28 protein-coding genes are annotated in these 25,679 nt (G+C 55.1%); 12 read left to right on the top strand and 16 right to left on the bottom strand.

What is annotated here, in order from left to right; all coding sequences use genetic code 11:
* Nucleotides 1-82: 82 nt before the first annotated feature.
* The 4 genes from M2422_RS16940 to pepA form a co-directional block, all read right to left on the bottom strand.
* Nucleotides 83-586 carry a GNAT family N-acetyltransferase gene (locus M2422_RS16940; protein WP_064673374.1) on the bottom strand — a complete coding sequence of 168 codons (504 nt, stop codon included), beginning with the start codon at nt 584-586 and terminating at the stop codon, nt 83-85.
* 123 nt (nt 587-709) lie between these two features.
* The gene (locus tag M2422_RS16945; RefSeq protein ID WP_064673373.1) at nt 710-3,565 is read right to left on the bottom strand and encodes a valine--tRNA ligase; all 2,856 of its coding nucleotides are present in this window, start codon (nt 3,563-3,565) and stop codon (nt 710-712) included.
* Nucleotides 3,565-4,008 (bottom strand): DNA polymerase III subunit chi, encoded by a 444-nt coding sequence (gene holC / locus M2422_RS16950; protein ID WP_008502815.1) that lies wholly within the window; start codon nt 4,006-4,008, stop codon nt 3,565-3,567. The genes M2422_RS16945 and holC overlap by 1 nt, the downstream gene beginning before the upstream one ends.
* A gap of 86 nt (nt 4,009-4,094) precedes the next feature.
* Entirely contained in the window at nt 4,095-5,606 is a 1,512-nt protein-coding gene (pepA, locus tag M2422_RS16955) for a leucyl aminopeptidase (RefSeq protein ID WP_023309366.1), read from the bottom strand.
* Between the two features lie 266 nt (nt 5,607-5,872).
* On the opposite strand from pepA, the gene lptF reads away from it, so the two are divergent.
* From lptF to mtgA, 5 genes are all read left to right on the top strand, one after another.
* The gene (gene lptF, locus M2422_RS16960) at nt 5,873-6,973 is read left to right on the top strand and encodes an LPS export ABC transporter permease LptF (RefSeq protein ID WP_024906345.1); all 1,101 of its coding nucleotides are present in this window, start codon (nt 5,873-5,875) and stop codon (nt 6,971-6,973) included.
* A complete protein-coding gene (gene lptG / locus M2422_RS16965; protein WP_024906346.1) occupies nt 6,973-8,055 on the top strand; it encodes an LPS export ABC transporter permease LptG in 1,083 nt (360 codons plus the stop codon). Before lptF ends, lptG begins: the two co-directional genes overlap by 1 nt.
* Before the next feature lie 135 nt (nt 8,056-8,190).
* Nucleotides 8,191-10,524 carry an aerobic respiration two-component sensor histidine kinase ArcB gene (gene arcB, locus M2422_RS16970; protein WP_064673372.1) on the top strand — a complete coding sequence of 778 codons (2,334 nt, stop codon included), beginning with the start codon at nt 8,191-8,193 and terminating at the stop codon, nt 10,522-10,524.
* Between the two features lie 232 nt (nt 10,525-10,756).
* Complete coding sequence (elbB, locus tag M2422_RS16975; RefSeq protein WP_039260518.1) at nt 10,757-11,410, top strand: isoprenoid biosynthesis glyoxalase ElbB; 654 nt, start codon at nt 10,757-10,759, stop codon at nt 11,408-11,410.
* Complete coding sequence (mtgA, locus tag M2422_RS16980; RefSeq protein WP_064673371.1) at nt 11,407-12,132, top strand: monofunctional biosynthetic peptidoglycan transglycosylase; 726 nt, start codon at nt 11,407-11,409, stop codon at nt 12,130-12,132. The genes elbB and mtgA overlap by 4 nt, the downstream gene beginning before the upstream one ends.
* A 39-nt stretch (nt 12,133-12,171) precedes the next feature.
* Here mtgA and npr read toward each other — a convergent pair whose 3' ends face one another.
* From npr to M2422_RS17035, 11 genes are all read right to left on the bottom strand, one after another.
* Complete coding sequence (gene npr, locus M2422_RS16985; RefSeq protein WP_003861872.1) at nt 12,172-12,444, bottom strand: PTS phosphocarrier protein NPr; 273 nt, start codon at nt 12,442-12,444, stop codon at nt 12,172-12,174.
* On the bottom strand, nt 12,441-13,295 hold the full coding sequence (rapZ, locus tag M2422_RS16990; RefSeq protein ID WP_014885397.1) for an RNase adapter RapZ: 855 nt from the start codon (nt 13,293-13,295) through the stop codon (nt 12,441-12,443). The genes npr and rapZ overlap by 4 nt, the downstream gene beginning before the upstream one ends.
* A 45-nt stretch (nt 13,296-13,340) precedes the next feature.
* On the bottom strand, nt 13,341-13,832 hold the full coding sequence (gene ptsN, locus M2422_RS16995; protein WP_008501443.1) for a PTS IIA-like nitrogen regulatory protein PtsN: 492 nt from the start codon (nt 13,830-13,832) through the stop codon (nt 13,341-13,343).
* 82 nt (nt 13,833-13,914) lie between these two features.
* Nucleotides 13,915-14,202, bottom strand: a complete 288-nt coding sequence (gene hpf, locus M2422_RS17000; protein ID WP_008501444.1) for a ribosome hibernation promoting factor — start codon at nt 14,200-14,202, stop codon at nt 13,915-13,917.
* A 22-nt stretch (nt 14,203-14,224) separates the two neighbouring features.
* A complete protein-coding gene (gene rpoN / locus M2422_RS17005; protein ID WP_047060252.1) occupies nt 14,225-15,658 on the bottom strand; it encodes an RNA polymerase factor sigma-54 in 1,434 nt (477 codons plus the stop codon).
* A 47-nt stretch (nt 15,659-15,705) separates the two neighbouring features.
* On the bottom strand, nt 15,706-16,431 hold the full coding sequence (gene lptB / locus M2422_RS17010; protein WP_033146751.1) for an LPS export ABC transporter ATP-binding protein: 726 nt from the start codon (nt 16,429-16,431) through the stop codon (nt 15,706-15,708).
* 6 nt (nt 16,432-16,437) lie between these two features.
* Complete coding sequence (gene lptA, locus M2422_RS17015; protein ID WP_033146750.1) at nt 16,438-16,992, bottom strand: lipopolysaccharide ABC transporter substrate-binding protein LptA; 555 nt, start codon at nt 16,990-16,992, stop codon at nt 16,438-16,440.
* Complete coding sequence (gene lptC / locus M2422_RS17020) at nt 16,961-17,536, bottom strand: LPS export ABC transporter periplasmic protein LptC (protein WP_064673370.1); 576 nt, start codon at nt 17,534-17,536, stop codon at nt 16,961-16,963. The genes lptA and lptC overlap by 32 nt, the downstream gene beginning before the upstream one ends.
* Nucleotides 17,533-18,099 carry a 3-deoxy-manno-octulosonate-8-phosphatase KdsC gene (gene kdsC, locus M2422_RS17025; protein WP_023309356.1) on the bottom strand — a complete coding sequence of 189 codons (567 nt, stop codon included), beginning with the start codon at nt 18,097-18,099 and terminating at the stop codon, nt 17,533-17,535. The genes lptC and kdsC overlap by 4 nt, the downstream gene beginning before the upstream one ends.
* Before the next feature lie 14 nt (nt 18,100-18,113).
* The gene (gene kdsD, locus M2422_RS17030) at nt 18,114-19,100 is read right to left on the bottom strand and encodes an arabinose-5-phosphate isomerase KdsD (RefSeq protein ID WP_032659705.1); all 987 of its coding nucleotides are present in this window, start codon (nt 19,098-19,100) and stop codon (nt 18,114-18,116) included.
* 13 nt (nt 19,101-19,113) lie between these two features.
* The gene (locus M2422_RS17035; RefSeq protein ID WP_023309354.1) at nt 19,114-20,091 is read right to left on the bottom strand and encodes a calcium/sodium antiporter; all 978 of its coding nucleotides are present in this window, start codon (nt 20,089-20,091) and stop codon (nt 19,114-19,116) included.
* 227 nt (nt 20,092-20,318) lie between these two features.
* Here M2422_RS17035 and mlaF point away from each other — a divergent pair, with 227 nt between their 5' ends.
* The 7 genes from mlaF to murA all read left to right on the top strand — a co-directional run bounded on the left by mlaF (nt 20,319) and on the right by murA (nt 25,112).
* The gene (gene mlaF, locus M2422_RS17040; protein WP_024906354.1) at nt 20,319-21,131 is read left to right on the top strand and encodes a phospholipid ABC transporter ATP-binding protein MlaF; all 813 of its coding nucleotides are present in this window, start codon (nt 20,319-20,321) and stop codon (nt 21,129-21,131) included.
* Nucleotides 21,132-21,138: 7 nt separating this feature from the next.
* Entirely contained in the window at nt 21,139-21,921 is a 783-nt protein-coding gene (gene mlaE / locus M2422_RS17045) for a lipid asymmetry maintenance ABC transporter permease subunit MlaE (protein WP_010436044.1), read from the top strand.
* 4 nt (nt 21,922-21,925) lie between these two features.
* Nucleotides 21,926-22,474, top strand: a complete 549-nt coding sequence (gene mlaD, locus M2422_RS17050) for an outer membrane lipid asymmetry maintenance protein MlaD (protein ID WP_033147081.1) — start codon at nt 21,926-21,928, stop codon at nt 22,472-22,474.
* Between the two features lie 18 nt (nt 22,475-22,492).
* Nucleotides 22,493-23,128: a phospholipid-binding protein MlaC gene (gene mlaC / locus M2422_RS17055; RefSeq protein WP_033146748.1), complete on the top strand. Its 636-nt coding sequence runs from the start codon at nt 22,493-22,495 to the stop codon at nt 23,126-23,128.
* Nucleotides 23,128-23,421: a lipid asymmetry maintenance protein MlaB gene (mlaB, locus tag M2422_RS17060; protein WP_023309350.1), complete on the top strand. Its 294-nt coding sequence runs from the start codon at nt 23,128-23,130 to the stop codon at nt 23,419-23,421. The genes mlaC and mlaB overlap by 1 nt, the downstream gene beginning before the upstream one ends.
* Nucleotides 23,422-23,547: 126 nt before the next feature.
* A complete protein-coding gene (ibaG, locus tag M2422_RS17065; protein ID WP_008501458.1) occupies nt 23,548-23,802 on the top strand; it encodes a BolA family iron metabolism protein IbaG in 255 nt (84 codons plus the stop codon).
* Between the two features lie 50 nt (nt 23,803-23,852).
* Nucleotides 23,853-25,112, top strand: a complete 1,260-nt coding sequence (gene murA / locus M2422_RS17070; RefSeq protein ID WP_023309349.1) for a UDP-N-acetylglucosamine 1-carboxyvinyltransferase — start codon at nt 23,853-23,855, stop codon at nt 25,110-25,112.
* 60 nt (nt 25,113-25,172) lie between these two features.
* On the opposite strand, the gene sfsB is transcribed toward murA, so the two are convergent.
* A complete protein-coding gene (gene sfsB / locus M2422_RS17075) occupies nt 25,173-25,460 on the bottom strand; it encodes a DNA-binding transcriptional regulator SfsB (protein WP_023309348.1) in 288 nt (95 codons plus the stop codon).
* Nucleotides 25,461-25,679 lie beyond the last annotated feature (219 nt).

Raw genomic sequence — 25,679 nt, forward strand, 5'->3', positions numbered from 1 at the left:
GTGTTTCCCCCGTTGTGGTGTGAACTGAGAGTGTAGAGCATTCAGTTTACAGCCGCTTAACAGAAGAGGGCAGGAACGAAACTTACAGACTTTTCAGCATCCTGACTTCGCAATCAACGTGGCCGGTACAGCCCAGCGGCGCATCGATATGCTCAAAGCCCAGATGTTCATAAAGGCCGATGGCCTCTTTGAGGAAAGCGGTTGTTTCAAGGTAGCAGCGTGTAAAACCCTGCTTGCGCGCGTGGTCCAGCGCCATCAGCGCCAGCTTTTTTGCCAGTCCTTGCCCGCGCGCCGTTGGCAGGAAATACATTTTCTGTAGTTCACAGATATCCGGTTCGCTGCAGCTGAGGGGCGCCACGCCGCCGCCGCCCACCACCAGGCCGTTCTGCTCGATTACCCAGTAGGCATGCCCTGGCTGGCTGTAGAGCTGGTAAAGCTCGTCCAGGTTAGGGTCAGCAACCGTGTAGCCTTTGTCAGCCGTCAGGCCATATTCGGCAGAAACGGTGCGGATAACGGCGGCGATTGCCGGGTTATCCTGCTCAGCGATCCGGCGCATCGTCGTCGCGACGGGGGTAATCACGCTCATAGCATTACTCATTACAAAAATTGACACATAACTGCTGTTAATAGCACCGCAGAAAGGGGAGTGCAAGCGAGGAGTTTTCAGGAAGGATACCCCTTACGCCCTGAAGCGTAAGGGGTAAAAGCATTACAGGGCTGCGATAACCGCCTGCTGCTCGATCAGCTTGGTCTTCGCATCGGCGAAGGCAACCAGACGCTCGCGCTCTTTCGCGATGACCGCTTCCGGCGCGCGGGCGACAAAGCCTTCGTTCGCCAGCTTGCTTTCGATTTTGCCAATTTCCACGTCGACTTTTGCCACTTCTTTCGCCAGACGAGCCAGCTCGGCGTCTTTGTCGATCAGGCCCGCCATTGGGATCAGCAGCTCGGCGCCGTCGATGATTTTTGTCACGGAAACCGGACCTTTGTCATCCGCAGGCAGCACGGTGATGCTTTCCAGACGCGCCATGGTTTTCAGGAAGGTGTTGTTCTCGTTGACGCGACGAACGGCAGCCTCGCTGCAGCCACGCAGCAGCAGCTCCAGCGGTTTGCCTGGGGCGATGTTCATTTCAGCACGGATGTTACGTACCGCAACGATCGCCTGTTTCAGCCACTCGGTATCCGCGGACGCCGCTTCATCAACCTTGGCCGCATCGAATTCCGGGAACGGCTGCAGCATGATGGTATCGGCGTTGATGCCTGCAATCACCTTCACGCGCTGCCAGATGGTTTCGGTGATGAATGGAATGACCGGATGCGCCAGGCGCAGCAGACCTTCCAGAACGGTAATCAGCGTGTTGCGCGTGCCGCGCAGCTCCGCCTCAGTGCCGCCGTTCATCACCGGCTTCGCCAGCTCCAGATACCAGTCGCAGAACTGGTTCCAGGTGAATTCATACAGAATGCCCGCCGCGATATCGAAGCGGTAGCTGTCCAGCGCCTCGCGGAACGCTTTCACCGTCTGGTTGAATTCCGCCAGGATCCAGCGGTCTGCCAGAGACAGCGTCATCTCGCCGCCGTTGAAGCCGCAATCCTGATCTTCGGTATTCATCAGCACGAAACGGCTGGCGTTCCACAGTTTGTTACAGAAGTTACGGTAACCTTCCAGACGCTTCATGTCCCAGTTGATGTCACGACCGGTTGAGGCCAGTGCCGCCAGGGTGAAGCGCAGGGCGTCGGTACCGTGAGACTCGATCCCGTTCGGGAACTGCTTCTCGGTGCGCTTGCGGATTTTCTCAGCCAGCTGCGGCTGCATCATGTTGCCGGTACGTTTTTCCAGCAGATCTTCCAGAGAGATACCGTCAACCATATCCAGCGGGTCAATCACGTTCCCCTTGGACTTGGACATCTTCTGGCCTTCGTCGTCGCGGATCAGACCGGTCATGTAGACGGTATGGAACGGAACCTGCGGCTTGCCGTCTTCGTCTTTGATGAAGTGCATGGTCATCATGATCATGCGGGCAATCCAGAAGAAGATAATGTCGAAGCCGGAGACCATCACGCTGGTTGGGTGGAACTGACGCAGCGCGTCGGTGTTTTCTGGCCAGCCGAGGGTGGAGAAGGTCCACAGCGCGGAGGAGAACCAGGTGTCCAGCACGTCTTCGTCCTGACGCAGCGCAATGTCCGCGCTCAGGTTGTTTTCCTGACGCACTTCGTCTTCGCTACGGCCAACGTAAACGTTGCCTTCGTTGTCGTACCACGCCGGAATACGGTGACCCCACCACAGCTGACGGGAGATACACCAGTCCTGAATGTCGCGCATCCAGGAGAAGTACATGTTTTCGTACTGCTTCGGCACGAACTGAATGCTGCCGTTTTCAACCGCTTCCACAGCCGGTTTCGCCAGCACGTCGGCACGCACGTACCACTGGTCGGTCAGCATTGGCTCGATAACCACGCCGCCACGGTCGCCGTACGGCACGGTCAGATCGTGAGGTTTGATCTCTTCCAGCAGGCCGAGCGCGTCAACGGCAGCCACGATGGCTTTACGCGCGGCAAAACGCTCCAGCTTCTGGAACTCAGCCGGGATGTCGCTGGAGTAAACGTCGGATTCGTTGCCTTTGGTATCGTACACTTCTGCGCTTTCGCGGATATCGCCGTCGAAGGTCAGAATGTTGATCATCGGCAGGGCGTGACGACGACCAACTTCATAGTCGTTGAAGTCGTGCGCCGGGGTGATTTTTACGCAGCCGGTGCCTTTTTCCATATCGGCGTGTTCGTCGCCCACAATCGGAATACGGCGGTTTACCAGCGGCAGCACCACGAATTTGCCGATCAGATCTTTATAACGCGGATCTTCCGGGTTAACGGCCACGCCGGTATCGCCCAGCAGGGTTTCCGGACGGGTCGTTGCGACCACCAGGTAATCTTTGCCGTCGGCGGTTTTTGCGCCATCGGCCAGCGGATAGCGGATGTGCCACATGGAGCCTTTAGACTCGCGGTTTTCCACTTCCAGGTCAGAGATGGCGGTGCGCAGTTTTGGATCCCAGTTTACCAGGCGTTTGCCGCGGTAAATCAGGTCTTCTTTGTACAGGCGGACGAAGACTTCTTTAACGGCGTTGGACAGGCCTTCGTCCATGGTGAAGCGCTCGCGCTCCCAGTCCACGGAGTTGCCGAGACGGCGCATCTGACGGGTAATGGTGCCGCCGGATTCCGCCTTCCACTGCCAGATTTTGTCGATGAACGCGTCGCGACCGTAGTCGTGGCGGGTTTTTCCTTCTTCAGCGGCAATTTTACGCTCAACCACCATCTGGGTCGCGATACCCGCGTGGTCAGTCCCCGCCTGCCACAGGGTGTTTTTACCCTGCATACGCTGATAGCGGATCATGGTGTCCATGATGGTCTGCTGGAAAGCATGACCCATATGCAAACTGCCGGTGACGTTCGGCGGCGGGATCATGATGCAGAAGGACTCTTTGCTTTCGTCGCCGTTAGGCTTGAAATAGCCCTGCTGTTCCCAGTGCTCGTAAAGCGGCTGTTCGATATCGCGTGGGTTATATGTCTTTTCCATTATTTCCAGGTTGCCGTATTCAGGTTAAAACCAGCCAGGCGGTACGCTTTATAGCGTTCGCGCGCCAGTTGTTTCAAAGATTCTTCGTAAGGGACAAAGTCTACCACTTCTGTGAAAGCGGTGGCAAAATCTGCAAAATCTATCCGCAGGCTAATCAAAATATCGCGCGCGCTGCTGTTGCGCTTTTGCGGCCAGGCAATTTCAACCGGTGCACCGCCGCGCGGGCCTTCGCCCGACAGGTTATGCGGCACAAAACTCTCCGGGGGGCGCGCCCACAGCGCTTCATCCAGGCGAATCGCCTGCTGTTCATCTTCACAGGCAATCAGAACGCGTTTACCTGCGCGCCAACGTTCTGCGGCAATTTCACACACCAGCTGTTCTACGGCGCTGAGGCCATCCTGATGGGTGTCGTTGTCCAGAAGGTAGAACGTTGCATTCTTCATATATGGGGCTTCTTGTGCTCACTTTAAATGCTTAAGCCGGGTGGCGGCTTCGCCTTACCCGGCCTACGGTTTACTGCCGTGTTGACTTACTCGTCGCCGTTAAAACCTGCGCGGTTCAGCAGGAACTGCGACAGCAGCGCCACTGGACGGCCGGTTGCGCCTTTGGCTTTACCGGAGCGCCATGCGGTGCCCGCGATATCCAGGTGCGCCCAGTTGTACTTGCGGGTGAAGCGTGCCAGGAAGCAGCCCGCGGTGATCGCCCCGCCAGGACGTCCGCCAATGTTCGCCATATCCGCAAAGTTAGACTCCAGCTGATCCTGATACTCGTCACCCAGCGGCAGACGCCATGCGCGATCCCCGGCCTGCTCTGAGGCACCAATAAGCTCGTGCGCCAGAGGATTGTGGTTCGACATCAGGCCGGTGATATGGTGACCCAGCGCAATCACACAGGCTCCGGTGAGGGTAGCGACGTCAATCACCGCTTCCGGCTCGAAGCGCTCAACATAGGTCAGCACGTCACACAGCACCAGACGGCCTTCGGCGTCGGTGTTCAGCACTTCAACGGTCTGGCCGGACATGGTGGTCAGAACGTCACCCGGACGATAGGCGCGCCCGCCAGGCATGTTTTCGCAGCCCGCCAGTACGCCGATCACGTTGATAGGCAACTGCAGTTCCGCGACCATGCGCATCACGCCGTAAACCGCCGCCGCACCGCACATGTCGTATTTCATCTCATCCATGCCTTCGGCAGGCTTGATGGAGATACCGCCGGAATCGAAGGTCAGGCCTTTACCGACGAGCACAATCGGGCGCGCGTCTTCGGACGGATTGCCTTTGTACTCGATGACGGACATCAGGGATTCGTTCTGCGAGCCGTTACCGACCGCCAGGTAAGAGTGCATCCCCAGCTCTTTCATCTGCTGTTCGCCGATGACGCGGGTAATGACGTTTTTGCTGTAGGCGTCGGCCAGCTGACGCGCCTGAGAGGCCAGGTATGCCGCGTTACAGATGTTAGGCGGCATGTTGCCGAGATCTTTAGCCGCTTTAATGCCGGCCGCGATCGCCAGACCGTGCTGGATCGCGCGTTCGCCGCTGGTCAGCTCGCGACGGGTTGGCACGTTAAAGACCATTTTACGCAGAGGACGACGCGGCTCGCTTTTATTGGTCTTCAGCTGATCGAAGCTGTACAGGCTCTCTTTTGCCGTTTCAACCGCCTGACGCACTTTCCAGTAGGTGTTACGCCCTTTAACGTGCAGCTCCGTCAGGAAGCAGACGGCTTCCATTGAGCCAGTATCATTCAGCGTATTGATTGTTTTCTGAATTACCTGCTTATACTGACGTTCATCCAGCTCGCGTTCTTTGCCGCAGCCAATCAGCAGAATACGTTCTGACAGTACGTTCGGAACATGGTGCAGTAACAGCGTCTGCCCAGGTTTGCCTTCCAGTTCGCCACGGCGCAGCAGGGCGCTAATATAGCCGTCACTGATTTTATCGAGTTGCTCGGCGATCGGGGAGAGTCGGCGTGGTTCAAAGACGCCCACAACGATGCAGGCACTCCGCTGTTTCTCCGGGCTACCGCTTTTTACACTGAACTCCATGCACTACGCTCCTGAATCTTAAAGACAACGGCGGCAGCTACGGATAGAATTGAAACCTTTCGTAACTCATGTCCGCTGTTGTGGTGACTTCGTGTTAATCTTACGTTACTACGGTTTCGACACGTCAGAAAAAGTCCTGAAGCGTGAATCCGCCGGATGTTTTAATCTTAGCGATGATTTCGACGACTCAAGAGAATAAATGACGTTTAAGCCATGAAACAAGCGATTTTCCAGCAAAGAGACGGGTTTTTACGGGCGTATTTAAAGTGATAATCATAAGATATCTGGTGCGGGAGACGCTCAAAAGCCAACTGGCGATCCTCTTCATCCTGCTGCTGATTTTTTTCTGTCAGAAGCTGGTTAAGATCCTCGGTGCGGCCGTTGACGGCGAAATTCCAACAAATCTGGTGCTTTCCCTGCTTGGCTTAGGGATCCCGGAAATGGCGCAGCTCATCCTGCCGCTAAGTCTTTTCCTTGGCCTGCTCATGACGCTTGGGAAACTCTACACCGAGAGTGAAATCACGGTGATGCATGCCTGTGGCCTGAGCAAAGCGGTACTGGTGAAAGCGGCCATGATACTGGCGCTGTTCACGGGTATTGTCGCGGCGGTGAATGTGATGTGGGCGGGTCCCATGTCTTCCCGTCATCAGGACGAAGTGCTGGCCGAAGCGAAAGCCAACCCCGGCATGGCAGCCTTAGCCCAGGGGCAGTTCCAGCAGGCGACCGACGGTAACTCCGTGCTGTTCATTGAGAGCGTTGACGGCAGTAAATTCAACGACGTATTCCTGGCGCAGTTACGTCCCAAAGGTAACGCGCGTCCTTCCGTGGTGGTTGCAGACTCCGGCCAGCTTGCTCAGCGCAAAGATGGTTCTCAGATCGTGACGCTGAACAAAGGCACCCGTTTCGAAGGCACAGCCATGCTGCGCGACTTCCGTATTACGGATTTCCAGAACTATCAGGCCATTATCGGCCATCAGGCGGTGGCGCTCGATCCAACGGATACCGAGCAAATGGACATGCGTACCCTGTGGAATACCGATACCGACAGGGCGCGTGCTGAGTTCCACTGGCGTATTACGCTTGTATTCACCGTGTTTATGATGGCGCTGATTGTCGTTCCGCTGAGCGTGGTGAACCCGCGCCAGGGCCGCGTGCTCTCTATGCTGCCGGCGATGCTGCTTTACCTGATCTATTTCCTGCTGCAAACCTCGATTCGTTCTAACGGCGCGAAGGGTAAGCTGGACCCTATGGTCTGGACATGGTTCGTCAACAGCCTGTACATCTTACTGGCGCTGGGATTAAACCTGTGGGATACGGTGCCTGTGCGCCGCATACGTGCCCGATTCTCGCGTAAAGGAGCCATCTAATGCAGGCGTTTGGCGTTCTTGATCGCTATATCGGTAAAACCATTTTTACCACCATCATGATGACGTTGTTCATGCTGGTGTCGCTCTCCGGCATTATCAAATTTGTCGATCAGCTGAAAAAAGCCGGCCAGGGGAGCTATGACGCGATGGGCGCGGGGATGTATACCCTGCTCAGCGTGCCGAAAGATGTACAGATCTTCTTCCCGATGGCGGCCCTGCTGGGCGCGCTGCTGGGGCTGGGGATGCTGGCGCAGCGCAGTGAGCTGGTCGTTATGCAGGCCTCGGGCTTTACCCGCATGCAGGTTGCGCTGTCGGTAATGAAAACCGCGATCCCACTGGTGCTGTTGACCATGGCGATTGGCGAGTGGGTCGCGCCGCAGGGTGAACAGATGGCGCGTAACTACCGTGCGCAGGCCATGTACGGCGGCTCGCTGCTCTCGACCCAACAAGGTTTATGGGCTAAAGACGGTAAAAACTTCGTCTACATCGAACGGGTGAAGGGGAATGATGAGCTGGGTGGGGTGAGCATCTATGCTTTCGATGACCAGCGCCGTCTGGAGTCAGTCCGACACGCCTCTTCGGCAAAATTTGACGCCGAACATAAACAGTGGCGTTTGTCCCAGGTTGATGAATCTAACCTGACCGATCCGAAACAGATTACGGGTTCTCAGACGGTAACCGGTACGTGGAAAACCAACCTGACGCCCGATAAGCTCGGTGTTGTGGCGCTGGATCCTGACGCGCTCTCCATCAGCGGTTTGCACAACTATGTGAAATACCTGAAGTCGAGCGGGCAGGACGCAGGACGTTATCAGCTCAACATGTGGAGCAAGATCTTCCAGCCGATGTCCGTGGCGGTGATGATGCTGATGGCGCTGTCGTTTATCTTCGGCCCGTTACGCAGCGTGCCGATGGGCGTGCGCGTCGTGACCGGTATCAGCTTCGGCTTTGTGTTCTACGTGCTCGATCAGATCTTCGGTCCGCTGACGCTGGTTTATGGCATTCCGCCGATAATTGGTGCGCTGCTGCCAAGCGCCAGTTTCCTCCTGATCAGCCTCTGGCTGCTGTTGAAACGCTCCTGATTGACCTCTCCTCGCTTCCGGTTAACCGGGAGCGAGGCTAATCTCCTGTTTCACCCCGCACTTTTTCTCACAACCTTCAACGCCTCGCCCTGAATTTGAGTATTATTGAGCGATAAAGTCGTGAAGGGATCCTCTATGAAGCAAATTCGAATGCTTGCCCAGTATTACGTCGACCTGATGATGAAGCTTGGGCTGGTGCGTTTCTCCATGCTGCTTGCGCTGGCGCTGGTCGTTCTGGCCATTGTTGTGCAAATGGCCGTCACCATGGTTCTGCATGGTCAGGTCGAGAGTATCGACGTTATCCGCTCCATCTTCTTTGGCTTGCTCATTACGCCCTGGGCGGTCTATTTCCTTTCCGTAGTGGTTGAACAGCTGGAAGAGTCCCGTCAGCGTCTGTCAAAACTGGTCGATAAACTGGAAGAGATGCGCGAGCGCGACCTGAAGCTCAACGTCCAGCTTAAAGACAACATTGCGCAGCTGAATCAGGAGATCTCCGATCGTGAGAAGGCGGAAGCCGAGCGTCAGGCCACGCTGGAGCAGCTGAAAATCGAAATGAAAGAGCGCGAGGTCACGCAGATCCAGCTTGAACAGCAATCCTCTTTCCTGCGGTCGTTCCTTGATGCTTCGCCGGATCTGGTGTTTTACCGTAATGAAGATAAAGAGTTTTCCGGCTGTAACCGGGCGATGGAGCTGCTCACCGGGAAAAGCGAGAAGCAGCTGATTAACCTGAAGCCGCAGGACGTTTACTCTGAAGAGGCGGCGGCCAAGGTCATGGAGACGGACGAAAAAGTATTCCGCCATAACGTCTCGCTGACCTATGAACAGTGGCTGGATTACCCGGACGGACGCAAAGCCTGCTTTGAGATCCGTAAGGTGCCCTACTATGACCGCGTGGGGAAACGCCACGGCCTGATGGGCTTTGGCCGCGATATCACCGAGCGTAAGCGCTACCAGGACGCTCTGGAGCGCGCCAGCCGCGATAAGACTACCTTTATCTCCACCATCAGCCACGAGCTGCGTACGCCGCTTAATGGCATTGTCGGGCTGAGCCGTATTCTGCTGGATACCGACCTGACAGCAGAGCAGGAAAAATACCTCAAGACTATCCATGTATCCGCGGTCACGCTGGGTAATATCTTCAACGATATTATTGATATGGATAAGATGGAGCGCCGTAAAGTTCAGCTTGATAATCAGCCTGTTGATTTCACCAGCTTCCTTGCCGACCTCGAAAATCTCTCCGGCCTGCAGGCGCAGCAGAAGGGACTGAGCTTTGTCATGGAGCCAAACCTGCCGCTACCGCATAAAGTGGTGACTGACGGCACGCGTCTGCGCCAGATCCTGTGGAACCTTATCAGCAACGCGGTGAAATTTACCCAGAAGGGGCAGGTGGCGGTGCGCATCCGCTATGACGAAGGCGATATGCTGCACTTCGAGGTGGAAGACTCCGGGATGGGTATTCCGCAGGAGGAGCAGGACAAAATTTTCGCGATGTACTACCAGGTGAAGGACAGCAACGGCGGGAAACCGGCTACCGGAACAGGCATTGGCCTGGCGGTCTCTAAGCGGCTGGCGAAGAGTATGGGTGGCGATATCACCGTTGTCAGCCTGCCGGGCAAAGGATCAACCTTCACGCTGACGGTCCATGCGCCGGCGGTGGCGGAGGAGGTTGAGGATACCTTTGAAAACGACGACATGCCGCTGCCAGCGCTGCACGTCCTGCTGGTGGAAGACATTGAGCTGAACGTGATTGTGGCGCGCTCGGTGCTGGAAAAACTGGGCAACAGCGTGGATGTCGCGATGACCGGTAAGGCCGCGCTGGAGATGTTTAAACCGGGCGAATACGATCTTGTTCTGCTGGATATTCAGCTGCCGGATATGACCGGGCTGGATATCTCGCGTGAGCTGACGCGTCAGTACGCGGCCGACGAGCTGCCGCCGCTGGTGGCGCTGACGGCGAACGTGCTGAAAGACAAAAAAGAGTATCTCGATGCCGGTATGGACGATGTACTCAGCAAGCCGCTGGCGGTGCCTGCTCTGACCGCCATGATTAAGAAGTTCTGGGATACCCGTGATGAAGAGGAGAGCACCATGACGTCTGTTGATAGCGCAAAAGCCCAAACGATACTCGATACCGCGATGCTGGAGCAGTACATCGATCTGGTGGGTCCGAAACTGATTACCGATGGTCTGGCGGTGTTCGAAAAAATGATGCCGGGCTATCTGAGCGTGCTGGAATCAAACCTGACGGCTCGTGACCAGAAGGGCATCGTCGAAGAAGGACATAAAATCAAAGGTGCCGCCGGCTCGGTTGGCTTACGCCATCTGCAGCAGCTGGGTCAACAGATTCAGTCGCCTGATTTACCCGCATGGGAAGATAACGTGGGTGATTGGGTTGAAGAGATGAAACAAGAGTGGCAAAACGATGTGGCGGTGCTTAAAGCCTGGGTAGACGCCAGAAAAAAATGACCCCGGATTAACCGGGGTGCGCGAATACTGCGCCAACACCAGGGAAATCGTGGCTGCGCCTGTTTTATAAAGTTATTTTCGAAAGGGCGCTGCCTGAAAAATTTAGGCCGCACGCAGATAAGATAGCAAATCTTAAATGGTTTGTTACATGAATCAGTGAAATGTGTGAAGCATAGCGTTTTAATCAAAATTATTAATGTGCTTCAGCAAGTTGCAGAAAAGGATTGTCATGATGAAAAAGATTGGTGTCGTGCTGAGCGGATGCGGTGTTTACGATGGTTCTGAAATACATGAAGCCGTAATCACGCTGCTGGCCCTGGCTAAGCAGGGAGCAGAGGTTATTTGTTTTGCGCCGGACAAAAATCAGGCGGATGTGATTAATCATCTGACCGGCGAGCCGATGGCGGAAACCCGTAATGTACTGATTGAAGCCGCGCGTATTGCGCGAGGTGATATCCATGCTCTTATTCAGGCAGACCCTACAGAGCTTGATGCGCTCATTGTGCCGGGTGGGTTTGGTGCGGCCAAAAATCTCAGTACCTTTGCTGCGCAGGGCGCGGAGTGTCAGGTCGATCCTCATTTAAAGGCGCTGTCGCAGGCCATGCACGCGGCAGGAAAACCGCAGGGCTTTATCTGCATCGCGCCGGCAATGCTGCCCAGGATTTTTGATTTCCCGCTGCGCCTGACTATCGGGACGGATATTGATACCGCAGAGATCGTCGAGGAAATGGGGGGCGAACACGTTCCGTGCCCGGTTGATGACATTGTGGTTGATGAAGATAACAAAATTGTCACCACGCCGGCTTATATGCTGGCGAATAATATCGCTGAGGCGGCCTCAGGTATTGAAAAGCTGGTGGCTCGCGTGCTGGTGCTGACTGAATGAGGCGTAAATTTGCCGCAGGCGCAGGGGTGAAACGTTTTCTCTTGCGCATCGTACTTGTGCTGGCGGTATTCTGGGGAGGCGGGCTGGCTTTATTCAGCATTATGCCGGTTCCGTTCTCTGCCGTTATGGTTGAGCGCCAGCTTAGCGCGTGGTTCAGCGGCGATTTCAGCTACGTTGCCCACTCTGACTGGGTGAGCATGGACGAGATCTCCCCGTTCATGGGGCTGGCGGTCATCGCGGCGGAGGACCAGAAATTCCCGGAGCACTGGGGGTTCGACGTGGCGGCCATTGAGAAGGCGCTAGCCCATAACGAACGCCATGAAAACCGCGTGCGCGGGGCATCAACCTTGTCGCAGCAGACGGCCAAAAACCTGTTTCTGTGGGATGGTCGAAGCTGGGTGCGAAAAGGGCTGGAAGCAGGGTTGACCCTGGGGATGGAAACGGTCTGGAGCAAAAAACGCATTCTGACCGTCTATCTCAACGTCGCTGAGTTTGGCGACGGTATATTTGGCGTGGAAGCTGCAGCACAGCGGTATTTCAATAAGCCAGCCAGCCGTCTGAGCATGTCAGAAGCGGCGCTATTGGCCGCTGTGTTACCGAACCCTATCCGCTTTAAGGCCAGTGCCCCATCAGGTTATGTGCGAAGCCGTCAGGCGTGGATTATGCGCCAGATGAATCAGCTGGGTGGAGAGGAGTTTATGCAGCGTAATAATCTTATGTAGAGCGGGTAAGCGCAGCGCTACCCGCCTGAATAGCAGACCTTAATCTTCGTCGAACCCTGCGTTAAACAGGGCAATCACCGCCGCCAGCGCTTCCTCTTCCTGAGGGCCGGTGGCTTCTACTTCAATCTGGCGCCCTTTGGCGGAATCCAGCATCAGCAGCGCAATCACGCTGTTCGCCTCCGCTTCGGTGCCTTCGTCATTCCGCAGCAGAACCTCTGCATCGAAACCCTGCATCAGCTCAAACAGCTTCATCGCCGGGCGTGCATGCATACCCAGCTTGTTGGTGATCTCAACGGTTTGTTTTACGGTCATGTTTTACGTTTTTCCAGCGTGCGATGACGGGACTGAACGTTCTTCCCGCGCGAGCGGAAATAGTCGGCCAGCTGTTCGGCGATGTAAACCGAACGATGTTTACCGCCGGTACAGCCAATCGCCACCGTCAGGTAGCTACGATTGTTTGTCTCCAGCATAGGTAACCATAGCTCAAGGTAGCTTCGCGTCTGGTAGATAAAATTGTGTACTTCTGTGTGCCGGTCGAGGAACGCCGCCACCGGCTTATCCAGACCGGTCATTGGACGCAGTTTTGGATCCCAGTGCGGGTTCGGCAGGAAGCGCACGTCGAAAACGTAATCCGCATCAATCGGAATACCGTGCTTAAAGCCGAAGGATTCGAACACCATCGTCAGTTCGCGCTCGCGTTTACCCAACAGCCGGGTACGCAGCATTTCCGCCAGCTCGTGAACGGACATCTCAGAGGTGTCGACAATCAGGTCGGCACGAGAACGCAGCGGCTCCAGCAGGTCGCTCTCTTCATCGATAGCGCTCTCCAGAGAGAGGTTCTTGCTGGAAAGCGGATGCAAACGACGGGTATCGCTGTAGCGGCGGATCAGCGTATTGCGGTCTGCATCGAGGAACAGCAGCTGAGGCGAGAACGCGTCAGGCAGGTTGCTCATGGCCTGTTCGAAGATCTCTGGCGATTCAGGCATGTTACGAACGTCGATACTGACGGCGGCAGAGGTTTGTCTCTCCGCCAGCGTGCGTGCCAGGTCGGGTAACAACACGACCGGCAGGTTATCGACGCAGTAAAAACCCATGTCTTCCAGGGCGCGCAGAGCAACGGATTTCCCCGACCCTGAACGGCCACTGACAATCATCAGCACCATGTTCCGTTTCTCCTCAGGACAACAGATGTGAAGGCCATCTCCTGGTTATGCATCATCCTGATTGCCTTCTGCTTCAGTGATAATTTGATAGAGCTCTTCATCACTTTGGGCCGAGCGCAGTCGACGGCAAATGGTTTTATCGGCCAGACGTTTTGCGACCAGCGACAGCGTATGCAGATGGGTTTTCGTCTGGTCGGCAGGCACCAGCAGCGCGAAGAGGAGATCGACGGGCTGGTTATCAATGGCATCGAAGGCGATGGGTGTTTCAAGCTGCACAAACACACCAACGGCACGCAGGGTATCCTCTTCCAGTTTGCCGTGCGGGATCGCGATGCCGTTGCCGATACCGGTACTGCCCATTTTTTCACGGGTCAGAATCGCTTCGAACACCACCTGCGGCGGCAGGCCCAGCTGTTTGGCAGCCAGTTCACTGATGATCTCCAGCGCACGTTTTTTGCTCTGGCAGTGAACCGCACTGCGGGTACATTCCTGGTTAAGGACATTGCTCAGTTGAAGAGCGGAATCGTTGTTCATCATAATTTCACCTAAGCGCTAACTGTACAAATGGCCTGTTGTGTTTCACAACAGGCCGTCTTGCACCCGTTAACTGCCCGGACAATTAGTGTTGTTTCAGTTTATCTTTATGTTTATTGAGCTGTCGTGCAAGCTTATCAATCAAGCCGTCGATAGCAGCGTACATGTCTTGCCCTTCCGCACTGGCATGCAGTTCACCCCCGTTAACATGCAGGGTGGCATCCGAGATATGAGTCACTTTCTCCACTTTCAACACAATATAGACCTGATTGATCCTTTCGAAATACTGCTCGAGTTTTGCAAACTTCGCGTTCACGAAGTCGCGTAAAGCCTCAGTAATTTCGACGTTTTGTCCAGTGATGTTGAGCTGCATAGTGTCTTCCTTATCGGTTGTGTCAGACCAGCTGTTTACGCTGGTTGGACGGCGGAATGGATAAAGACTCTCGATACTTCGCAACAGTACGACGTGCCACCATAATACCCTGATCGGACAGCATGGTGGTTAACTTACTGTCGCTTAGTGGCTTCGCGGGGTTCTCCGCGGCGATCAACTTCTTCACCAGGGCACGAATGGCCGTTGACGACGCTTCGCCGCCGCCCTCGGTATTCACATGGCTGGAGAAGAAATACTTAAGCTCAAATATACCGCGTGGACTGTGCAGATACTTCTGCGTGGTGACACGGGAAATGGTTGATTCATGCATCTCGACGGCCTGGGCGATATCCGCCAGTACCATCGGTTTCATATACTCTTCGCCCTGCTCAAAGAACGCCTGCTGCTGTTCGACAATACAGCGGCTGACGCGCAGCAGCGTATCATTTCGGCTTTCCAGACTTTTGATCAGCCATCGCGCTTCCTGAAGATTGCTACGAATATATTGATTGTCGGAGTCGTTACGCGCGCTGGTGCACATGGAGGCATACTGCTGGTTGATTTGCAGGCGAGGGATGCTGTCTGAATTCAGTTCAACGACCCAGCGGTCATTGTGTTTTCTGACCAGCACATCCGGGATCACGTACTCGGGTTCGCTGGTCTGGATCGACTGTCCCGGGCGCGGATCGAGCGACTGGATCAGATTCACCGCTTCTTTCAGCACCTCTTCCTTCAGGCGCGTGACGCGCATCAGGCTGCGGAAATCGTGGTTGGCCAGCAGATCAAGATGATCGCTGATGATTAAGCGCGCCTCGTCGAGCCATGGCGTCTCTTTGCTGAACTGAGAAAGCTGGATCAGCAGGCAGTCGCGCAGATCTTTTGCGGCCACGCCTACCGGATCGAAACGCTGGATGCGCTTCAGAACGGCTTCGATCTCCTCAAGTTCAATCTCTTCGTCGCCCATGCTTTCCAGGATATCGTCCAGCGTGACGGTCAAATAGCCGGTGTCGTCAACGGCATCGACAATTGAGGTGGCAATCGCGCGGTCGGTATCGGAGAAGGGGGTAAGTTCCACCTGCCACATCAGGTAATCCTGCAGCGACTGGGTGGTTTCTCCCTGATAGACCGGTAGCTCATCATCCTGGTAGTCTGCACGCGTACCGGAAGGGGTTCCGGCGGTGTAGATTTCATCCCAGCTGGCATCCAGCGGTAGCTCGTCGGGCATCTCTTTTTGTTCGAGTGCATCCGCGGTGTCGAGCGCTTCTGTATCCTGTGACTGCTGAGTATCTACCTCGTCATGAAGATCGGTTTGTTCCAGCAGGGGGTTGCTGTCCAGCGCCTGCTGGAGCTCCTGCTGAAGTTCTAACGTGGACAGTTGCAACAGGCGAATTGCCTGCTGTAGCTGCGGCGTCATTGCCAGTTGTTGGCTGAGCCTTAATTGCAAACCTTGCTTCATGTTCAGAGCATTTTTCTCCGGTTCGGCGTTACGTTACCTCTACCCTATCAGAGTCTGAAGTCTTCCCCAAGATAGACGCGCTTAACATGATCGTCTTCGAGGATCTGCTGCGGCGTACCGTGGGCGATCAGATTGCCCTGGCTGACAATATACGCGCGTTCACACACGGCCAGCGTTTCACGGACGTTGTGGTCGGTGATCAGTACGCCAAGCCCGCTGTCACGCAGGTGTTCAATGATGCGTTTAATGTCGATAACCGAGATCGGGTCAACGCCGGCAAACGGTTCATCCAGAAGGATAAATTTCGGGTTTGCGGCCAGCGCACGTGCAATCTCAACACGACGGCGTTCACCCCCGGAGAGTGCCTGACCGAGGCTGTCGCGCAGATGCTCAATGTGGAACTCTTCCATCAACTCGTTGGCACGATCCTGACGCTGTTCGCTGGTCAGATCGTTACGAATTTCCAGGACCGCCATCAGGTTATCGTAAACGCTAAGACGACGGAAAATGGAGGCTTCCTGCGGCAGGTAGCCGATCCCGCGACGCGCGCGCGCGTGCAGCGGCAGAAGGCTGATGTCTTCATCGTCAATGATAATGTTGCCGGCATCGCGCGGCACAATGCCAACGACCATGTAGAAGGTGGTGGTTTTACCCGCACCGTTAGGGCCAAGCAGCCCTACAATTTCGCCGGAGTTGACGGTCAGACTGACATCTTCTACGACACGGCGGCCCTTGTAGGCCTTCGCGAGATTTTTTGCAGTTAATGTTGCCATAACGAATTAGTTACTCTTCTTCTGTGCCGGGGCCTGGCCTTTGCCTTTGTCCTGCAGCTGCGACGGAACCAGGACGGTCGTGACGCGTTTGCCTTTCTCGCTGGAGGCCTGCATTTTTTGCTCTTTCACCAGATAGGTGATCTGGTCGCCGGTAATGTTGCTGTCCAGCTGTTCCAGATACGCGTTTCCGGTCAGGATGACCAGGTCCTTCGCCAGCTCATAGTGCATATGCGAAGCGCGGCCTTTCACCGGCTTGCCGTTGTCCTGCATCTGGTAGAAGGTGGCCGGGTTGCCGTAACCATCAATGATCTCTTTGCCCTGCTCGCCACCCGGACGGGTCACGACCACTTTGTCGGCGTTAATTTTGATGGTGCCCTGAGTCATGACGACGTTACCCGTGAAGGTGACGACGTTGCCCTGCATATCGAGAGACTGGGTATCAGACTCGATATGGATCGGTTGGTCGGTATCGCCCGTTACAGCAAGCGCGGGGAGACTGGTCGCCAGCATCGCGCTGGCGATAATTACTTTAAGGCTGAGTTTGTTTGTTTTGAATTTCATAGGAGGTTCTAACCTTTTCAATCAGCTCGGCGTTCTTGCTGCGTAAGTTCCCGCGCATTCTCAAACCGCTGGAATTAAATGTTGTGCCATACAGTGTGACCAGATCCTGCGAGGTCACGTTCTGGGTTACCAGGTTAATTTGGGCATTATCCGTCGTAATTTTTCGCAGTTGCGAGTCAGCGGTCAGGGCGTTGACTTCAACGTGGCCATACAGATAAAGCATACGGTCATTTGTCAGTTTTGCCCGATCTGACTTAATTGACCACGTCGGCACTTTGTCCTTATCAAATGTGGTCATGACAGGTTGGGTAAACCACGAAATACCGTCATCTGAAAAATATTCAACATGCTGGGCAATCAGGCGATAGTTCAGCGCGCCTTCCGGGCTGTAGACCACGGTGTCGCTGTGATCGCTTTTATAGGTTGGATCGTTATTGTTGACCACTTCCGTTTGCGGATCGTCGCGATCGGCAAGGTTCACGCCAATCAATACCAGTGCGACAAGCGAAAGCAAAATGATAATCCAGCGTCTGGTTTTACTCATATCGATTGCCCTTTGGCCTCATCAAGCTTGCCCTGCGCCAGCAAAAGCAGATCGCAGACTTCACGTACGGCACCACGGCCCCCGTTGATGTGGGTAACGTAGTCAGCGCGCGGGATCAGCAGCGGATGCGCATCGGCAACGGCGATGCTCAGCCCAACTTCAGCCATCACGGGCCAGTCAATCAGATCGTCCCCGACGTAGGCCACGTTTTCCGGTGCGATAGCCAGTTTACCCAGTAAATCCTTAAACGCCGCCATCTTATCGGATTGACCCTGATACAGATGGGTAATACCTAAGGTTTCACAGCGGTCTTCTACCAGTTTAGCTTTTCGTCCGGTGATGATAGCAACCTCAATACCCGAGGTGAGCGCACAGCGGATACCGTAGCCGTCGCGAACGTTAAACGCCTTCAGCTCTTCACCATTATTGCCCATGTAAATCAGGCCATCGGAGAGTACGCCATCCACGTCCAGGATGAGCAGACGAATGTTTTCCGCCTTTGCCATCATCTGGGTACTGACCGGTCCATAACAGGTTGCAAGGGATGCACCCGCATTACTCATTGTTTTATCCTTCATTACACTACGCCTGCGCGCAGCAGATCATGCATATGTACCACACCCAGCAACTGGTCGCCATCGGCAACCATCACTGAGGTAATGTGGCGGGACTGCATCAGGTTCAGCACATCCACGGCCAGCGTACCCGGACGGACGCGGATACCGCCCGGCGTCATCACATCGGCAATGCCGAGCGTGCGGACATCTACACCCATGTCGAACACGCGGCGCAGGTCGCCATCGGTGAAGATCCCCTGAATTTTCATCAGATCGTCGCACACGACCGTCATACCCAGATTCTTACGGGTGATTTCCAGCAGCGCATCACGCAGGGAGGCTTCTTTACTGACGTGAGGGATCTCATCCCCGGTGTGCATAATATCGTTTACCCGAAGCAGAAGCTTGCGCCCCAGCGCGCCGCCCGGGTGGGAAAGCGCGAAATCTTCCGGCGTAAAACCGCGGGCTTCGAGCAGCGCGACGGCAAGCGCATCACCCATCACCAGTGCGGCGGTGGTGCTGGACGTCGGCGCCAGGCCGAGCGGACAGGCCTCCTTAGGCACTTTCACGCACAGGTGAATATCGGCCGCCCGCGCCATGCTGCTTTCCGGACGGCTGGTCATGCAAATAAGCGGCACCTGCAGTCGCTTCAGTACCGGAATCAGCGCCAGAATTTCATTGGACTCCCCGGAGTTGGACAGCGCGATGACGATATCCTGCGGCGTGACCATACCCAGGTCACCGTGCGCGGCTTCCCCCGGATGTACAAAGAAGGAAGAGGTTCCGGTGCTGGCAAACGTTGCCGCCATTTTGCGTCCAATGTGGCCGGACTTACCCATCCCCATCACCACGACTTTGCCGGCACAGTAGAACATCTTCTCACATGCCAGACTAAAATCCTGATTAATGTACCGATCTAACTGCGCCAGACCTTCACGTTCAATCTCCAGAACCTCTTTGCCTGCTTTCTGAAAGTCAAAACCCGGCTGCAATTCTATTTGCGACATAATGCGTTTCCGTTTACCCAGAGAGAAGAGGCGAGAGCCAGTACAGCATCGCCATCCATACGATAAATCCACCCGTCAGCAGCGCGCCTGCGCCTTTGCCGATCTGTCGTTGCCGCCGCCAGCAGAGCAGGGCAAATATCACGCTGACCAATAACATCACGCCGTAGTCGCGTGAGAACGCCAGGGGATTAAAGGGCCCTGGCGTTATCAGGGCCGGCAGGCCCATCACAATGGCGATATTAAATATGTTGGAACCGATGATATTACCAATGGCAATGTCATCCTCACCTTTACGTGCCCCCGCAATGGCCGTGGCCAGCTCCGGCAGGCTGGTGCCGATGGCAATCACCGTCAGGCCAATGGTCAGTTCACTGATGGCGAAATAGTTCGCCAGCACGGTCGCGTTATCCACGACCATGCGCGTTGCCATCGGCATGATGATCAGCGCAACGCCAAGCCAGAGCAGGGCAACAGGCAGCGTGCCTTCTCGCGGCAGTTCGGCGACCTGCTCCCGCGTGAGGCTATCCTGACCCTGCTTCTCAGCCAGACGGGCGATTTTAACACTGTACAGCAGCCAGATAACGGCCAGCGCCAGCAGGAAAATGCCGTCGCTGTAGCTCAGCACACCATCGTAAAATACGCAGCCTGCCAGCAGGCTTACGATTAACATTAGCGGCAATTCACGGCGCAGAACATCAGAATGCACGCGAAATGGATGGAGCAGTGCGGCCAGGCCCAAAATCAAGAGTATATTGACGATGTTGGAGCCAATCGCGGTACCTACTGCCAGATCTAACTGACCATGCAGCGATGCCGAGACAGAGACGATGATTTCAGGAAGTGACGTTCCAACACTCACCACGGTCATCCCGATGACGACAGGCGGTACGCCCGTCAGGCGACACAGGATAGATGCAGCAAACACTAAACGGTCAGCACTGTAGACCACCAAAAGTAAACCAATTATTAACAGTGCTGTTGCTAAAAGCATCAAAAGTCCTTTCTTCAGGTATACTCGTCGGTCCATCGCACGGGAATGGCTGGACTGCATACAGTCTGAGGCGTAACGAATTCCTAATTTTGACTTTATGCGCCGGAAAAGTAAAACAAATGCCAGCTTTCGCTAACCTCAACGGCTATTATTCTGTAAAAATGCGGAGTTGAGGGCTGATTCAGGCGGCATGCCTTAACGTGAGCAGGGTAATAAAGGAACCATAAATGAGCCAAACGATGGCGAATTTAGTCGATGTTCGCGGCGTGAGTTTTTCTCGCGCCAACAGATTGATATTTGATGATATTTCGTTGACCGTACCGCGTGGCAAAATCACTGCCATCATGGGGCCGTCCGGGATCGGTAAAACGACCCTGCTGCGCCTTATTGGTGGGCAGATCCCACCTGATAGCGGTGAAATCCTCTTTGATGGCGAAAACATCCCGGAGATGTCACGCTCGCGTCTGTATACTGTCCGCAAACGCATGAGCATGCTCTTTCAGTCGGGAGCCTTGTTCACCGACATGAATGTCTTTGATAACGTGGCCTATCCGCTGCGTGAGCATACCAGCCTGCCGCCAGAACTGCTGAAAAGCACGGTGATGATGAAGCTCGAAGCCGTCGGTTTGCGGGGCGCCGCAAAGTTGATGCCTTCGGAGCTGTCCGGCGGGATGGCGCGCCGCGCTGCGCTGGCACGCGCCATTGCATTAGAACCTGATTTAATCATGTTCGACGAACCGTTTGTTGGACAGGATCCCATCACGATGGGCGTGCTGGTGAAGCTCATCTCTGAACTGAACAGCGCGCTTGGCGTCACCTGCATTGTGGTATCTCACGATGTACCGGAAGTATTGAGCATTGCCGATTACGCCTATATTGTGGCGGACAAAAAGATCGTCGCACACGGTAGCGCTCAGGCGCTGCAGGAAAATTGCGATCCGCGCGTGCGGCAGTTCCTTGACGGTATTGCCGATGGCCCTGTGCCGTTCCGCTACCCGGCGGGCGACTATCGTGACGATTTACTGGGAATAGGGAGTTAAGCCACTCATGCTGTTAAATGCGTTGGCCGCTCTCGGACACCGTGGCATAAAAACCATCAGGACGTTCGGGCGTGCCGGATTGATGTTATTCAACGCGCTGGTCGGCAAGCCGGAATTCCGTAAGCACGCACCGCTGCTGGTGCGGCAGCTTTATAATGTCGGCGTGCTGTCGATGCTCATCATCATTGTCTCCGGTCTGTTTATCGGTATGGTGCTTGGGCTGCAGGGCTATCTGGTTCTGACAACCTACAGTGCGGAAACCAGCCTCGGGATGCTGGTGGCGCTCTCGCTGCTGCGCGAGCTGGGGCCGGTTGTGGCGGCGCTGTTGTTCGCCGGGCGCGCGGGGTCGGCATTAACGGCTGAAATTGGCCTGATGCGTGCGACCGAGCAGCTCTCCAGCATGGAGATGATGGCGGTCGATCCGCTGCGTCGCGTGATCTCGCCGCGTTTCTGGGCTGGGGTGATCTCTTTACCGTTACTGACTATTCTGTTTGTCGCCGTGGGTATCTGGGGCGGTTCGCTGGTTGGTGTGCACTGGAAAGGCATTGATGCCGGTTTCTTCTGGTCCGCGATGCAGGACGCCATCGACCTGCGAATGGATCTGGTTAACTGCCTGATTAAAAGCGTGGTATTTGCCATTACGGTCACCTGGATTGCATTGTTCAATGGTTACGATGCCATCCCGACGTCGGCGGGCATTAGCCGCGCAACTACACGTACAGTCGTACATTCGTCGCTGGCCGTACTGGGTCTGGATTTTGTGCTCACCGCACTGATGTTTGGGAATTGAGTTCATGCAAACGAGAAAAAATGAAATTTGGGTCGGTGTATTCCTGCTGCTGGCGCTGCTGGCCGCGCTGTTTATCTGCCTGAGAGCGGCGGATATCACGTCTGTACGCACCGAGCCGACGTATCGCATCTATGCCACCTTCGATAACATCGGCGGGCTGAAGGCGCGTTCACCGGTCCGCATCGGCGGCGTGGTGATCGGACGCGTATCTGACATTACGCTGGATGAGAAAACCTATCTGCCCCGCGTCGCGATGGATATCGAAGAGCGTTACAACCATATCCCGGACACCAGTTCCCTTTCTATCCGTACTTCCGGCCTGCTGGGCGAACAATATCTGGCGCTTAACGTTGGCTTTGAAGATCCCGAGCTGGGAACGACTATCCTTAAAGACGGTAGCGTCATTCAGGATACGAAATCCGCGATGGTTCTGGAGGATATGATTGGTCAGTTCCTTTACAACAGTAAAGGGGATGAGAAAAAATCCGACGCTGCCCCTGCGCAGAGCGAAGATCATACCGACGTCGCACCGACGCCAGGTGCTGCGAATTAATATCAGGAGAAGTCATTCATGTTTAAACGACTGTTAATGGTTGCCATGCTGGTCATCGCCCCTCTAACCGCCGCCCACGCTGCGGATCAGAGTAACCCGTACAAACTGATGGACGAAGCGGCGAAGAAGACCTTCGACCGTCTTAAAAACGAACAGCCTAAAATTCGTGCTAATCCTGATTATCTGCGCGACGTTGTTGACCAGGAGCTGCTGCCGTACGTGCAGATTAAATATGCGGGTGCGCTGGTGCTGGGACGTTATTACAAAGACGCGACCCCTGCGCAGCGTGATGCCTACTTTGCCGCGTTTCGTGAATACCTGAAACAGGCTTATGGCCAGGCGCTGGCGATGTATCACGGCCAGACCTATCAGATTGCGCCTGAGCAGCCGCTGGGCGATGCGACCATCGTCCCTATCCGTGTGACGATCATCGATCCTAACGGTCGTCCGCCGGTTCGTCTGGATTTCCAGTGGCGTAAAAACAGCCAGACCGGTCACTGGCAGGCGTATGACATGATTGCCGAAGGGGTAAGCATGATCACCACCAAACAGAACGAATGGAGCGACCTACTGCGCACCAAAGGCATTGATGGCCTGACCGCTCAGCTGCAGTCTATCTCTCGCCAGAAAATTACTCTGGATGAGAAGAAGTAATGTCACAGCAACTCAGCTGGTCGCGTGAAGGCGAGACATTAAAGTTGTCCGGTGAACTGGATCAGGATCTGCTGAACCCACTGTGGGACAAACGCCACGAAGCGATGCAGGGCGTGACGCTTATCGACTTAACCGACGTCACGCGGGTGGATACGGCAGGTGTTGCGCTGCTTGCCCATCTGATTGCCGTGGGGAAAAAGCAGGGGACAAGCGTCACGCTTCACGGCGCGAGCGATAATGTCGTGACCCTTGCGCAGCTCTACAATCTCCCTCAGGACGTACTGCCTCGTTAATATTTTCAGTGCGTTACTTCCGAAAGCCCTGACTGTTTCATCGTCGGGGCTTTTTGCTTGTTTAAGACAACGCCACTTTGCTCTAAGATGTTGGGCTTGTTTTCACTATCAGATGATTAAGAGCCCATGGAAAATCATGAAATCCAGACAGTGCTGATGAATGCACTCTCCCTTCAGGAAGCCCACGTCACTGGCGATGGCAGTCACTTCCAGGTTATTGCTGTGGGTGAGATGTTCGACGGTATGAGCCGCGTGAAGAAACAGCAGGCTGTGTACGCGCCGCTGATGGAATATATTGCGGATAACCGCATCCACGCCCTGTCGATTAAAGCGTTCACCCCGCAAGAGTGGGCACGCGATCGCAAACTAAACGGTTTTTGAGCTGAGGGCGACAGGCCCGCAGCACGGTTGAATTTATAAGAGAGCACACAATGGATAAATTTCGTGTACAGGGGCCAACGCGTCTCCAGGGCGAAGTCACAATTTCTGGCGCTAAAAACGCCGCGCTGCCAATCCTCTTTGCTGCGCTGCTGGCTGAAGAGCCGGTAGAAATTCAGAACGTACCGAAGCTGAAAGATATCGACACCACCATGAAGCTGCTCACCCAACTGGGCACGAAAGTCGAGCGTAACGGTTCCGTCTGGATCGACGCCAGCAAGGTGAACAACTTCTCAGCCCCTTACGATCTGGTGAAAACCATGCGTGCATCCATCTGGGCGCTTGGCCCGCTGGTGGCGCGTTTTGGTCAGGGGCAGGTCTCTCTGCCTGGCGGTTGCGCCATCGGTGCGCGTCCGGTTGACCTGCACATCTTTGGTCTGGAGAAGCTGGGCGCCGAGATCAAGCTGGAAGAAGGTTACGTTAAAGCGTCCGTTAATGGTCGTCTGAAAGGCGCGCACATCGTCATGGACAAAGTGAGCGTGGGCGCAACGGTCACCATTATGTCTGCGGCGACGCTGGCAGAAGGTACCACCATCATCGAAAATGCCGCGCGCGAACCGGAGATTGTGGATACCGCCAACTTCCTCGTGGCGCTGGGGGCAAAGATTTCCGGTCAGGGTACCGACCGTATCACCATCGAAGGCGTTGAGCGTCTGGGCGGCGGTGTCTATCGCGTTCTGCCGGACCGTATCGAAACCGGCACCTTCCTGGTCGCTGCGGCGATTTCTGGCGGTAAGATTGTTTGTCGCAACGCGCAGCCAGATACCCTGGATGCGGTGCTGGCGAAACTGCGCGATGCGGGTGCGGATATCGAAATCGGTGAAGACTGGATCAGCCTCGATATGCACGGTCAGCGTCCAAAAGCAGTCAATGTGCGTACGGCGCCGCATCCGGCGTTCCCTACGGACATGCAGGCGCAGTTCACCCTGTTGAACCTGGTTGCCGAAGGCACTGGCTTCATCACAGAAACCATTTTCGAGAACCGCTTTATGCACGTACCGGAGCTGATCCGTATGGGCGCGCATGCTGAGATCGAAAGTAATACCGTGATTTGCCACGGCGTTGAGAAACTGTCAGGTGCTCAGGTGATGGCAACCGATCTGCGTGCGTCTGCAAGCCTGGTGCTGGCGGGTTGTATCGCGGAAGGTACAACGATCGTGGATCGTATCTATCACATCGATCGTGGTTATGAACGTATCGAAGATAAACTGCGCGCGCTGGGTGCCAACATCGAGCGTGTGAAGGGCGAGTAATCGTTCCGGCAGCCCCCTGCCAGCAATGACCGGGGGGTTGCTGTTCCTGTCAAAAATGCGTTATTCCTGCGGTTCTCTTTTTACCTTTCTCTGGCGAATCATGCGCGATCTGTCGATAAATTCATGGGTGATGGGATCGTGATAGCGCGAAGGCCAAATTACCCACGGATGCGTATCCAGCGCCGTCGCGATAATTAATTCTCCCTTGGGCCAGGGGCGGGTGAGGGCGTTTGCCAGAGTGGAAGAACTCAGTCCATGGCGGCGGGACTCTGCTGCCAGTGAAGTGCCTCTTTTGCGCAGCGCGGCAATAATATCAGCCGTGTGCCAGTCGATAAATTTCGTATCCATAACGCCGTCCTTAAGTTCGGATTCACCTACGCCGTTTCTTCTGAAACGACGCGGTTACTATACCCATTTCAACTTCTTGTTCTAAAAAGTTCGCGTTACTTGAAGGGATATTCAGAATAAGACACGGCTTTATTCATGCGGTCTCTAAACCGATGAATTTACATGAACACGGAATTTACAGGTGTGTACTGGAATCTCCCCGCTATCGCTGCGGGGAGA

The sequence above is a fragment of the Enterobacter sp. SLBN-59 genome (assembly GCF_024807915.1).
Lineage (GTDB): Bacteria > Pseudomonadota > Gammaproteobacteria > Enterobacterales > Enterobacteriaceae > Enterobacter > Enterobacter asburiae_B.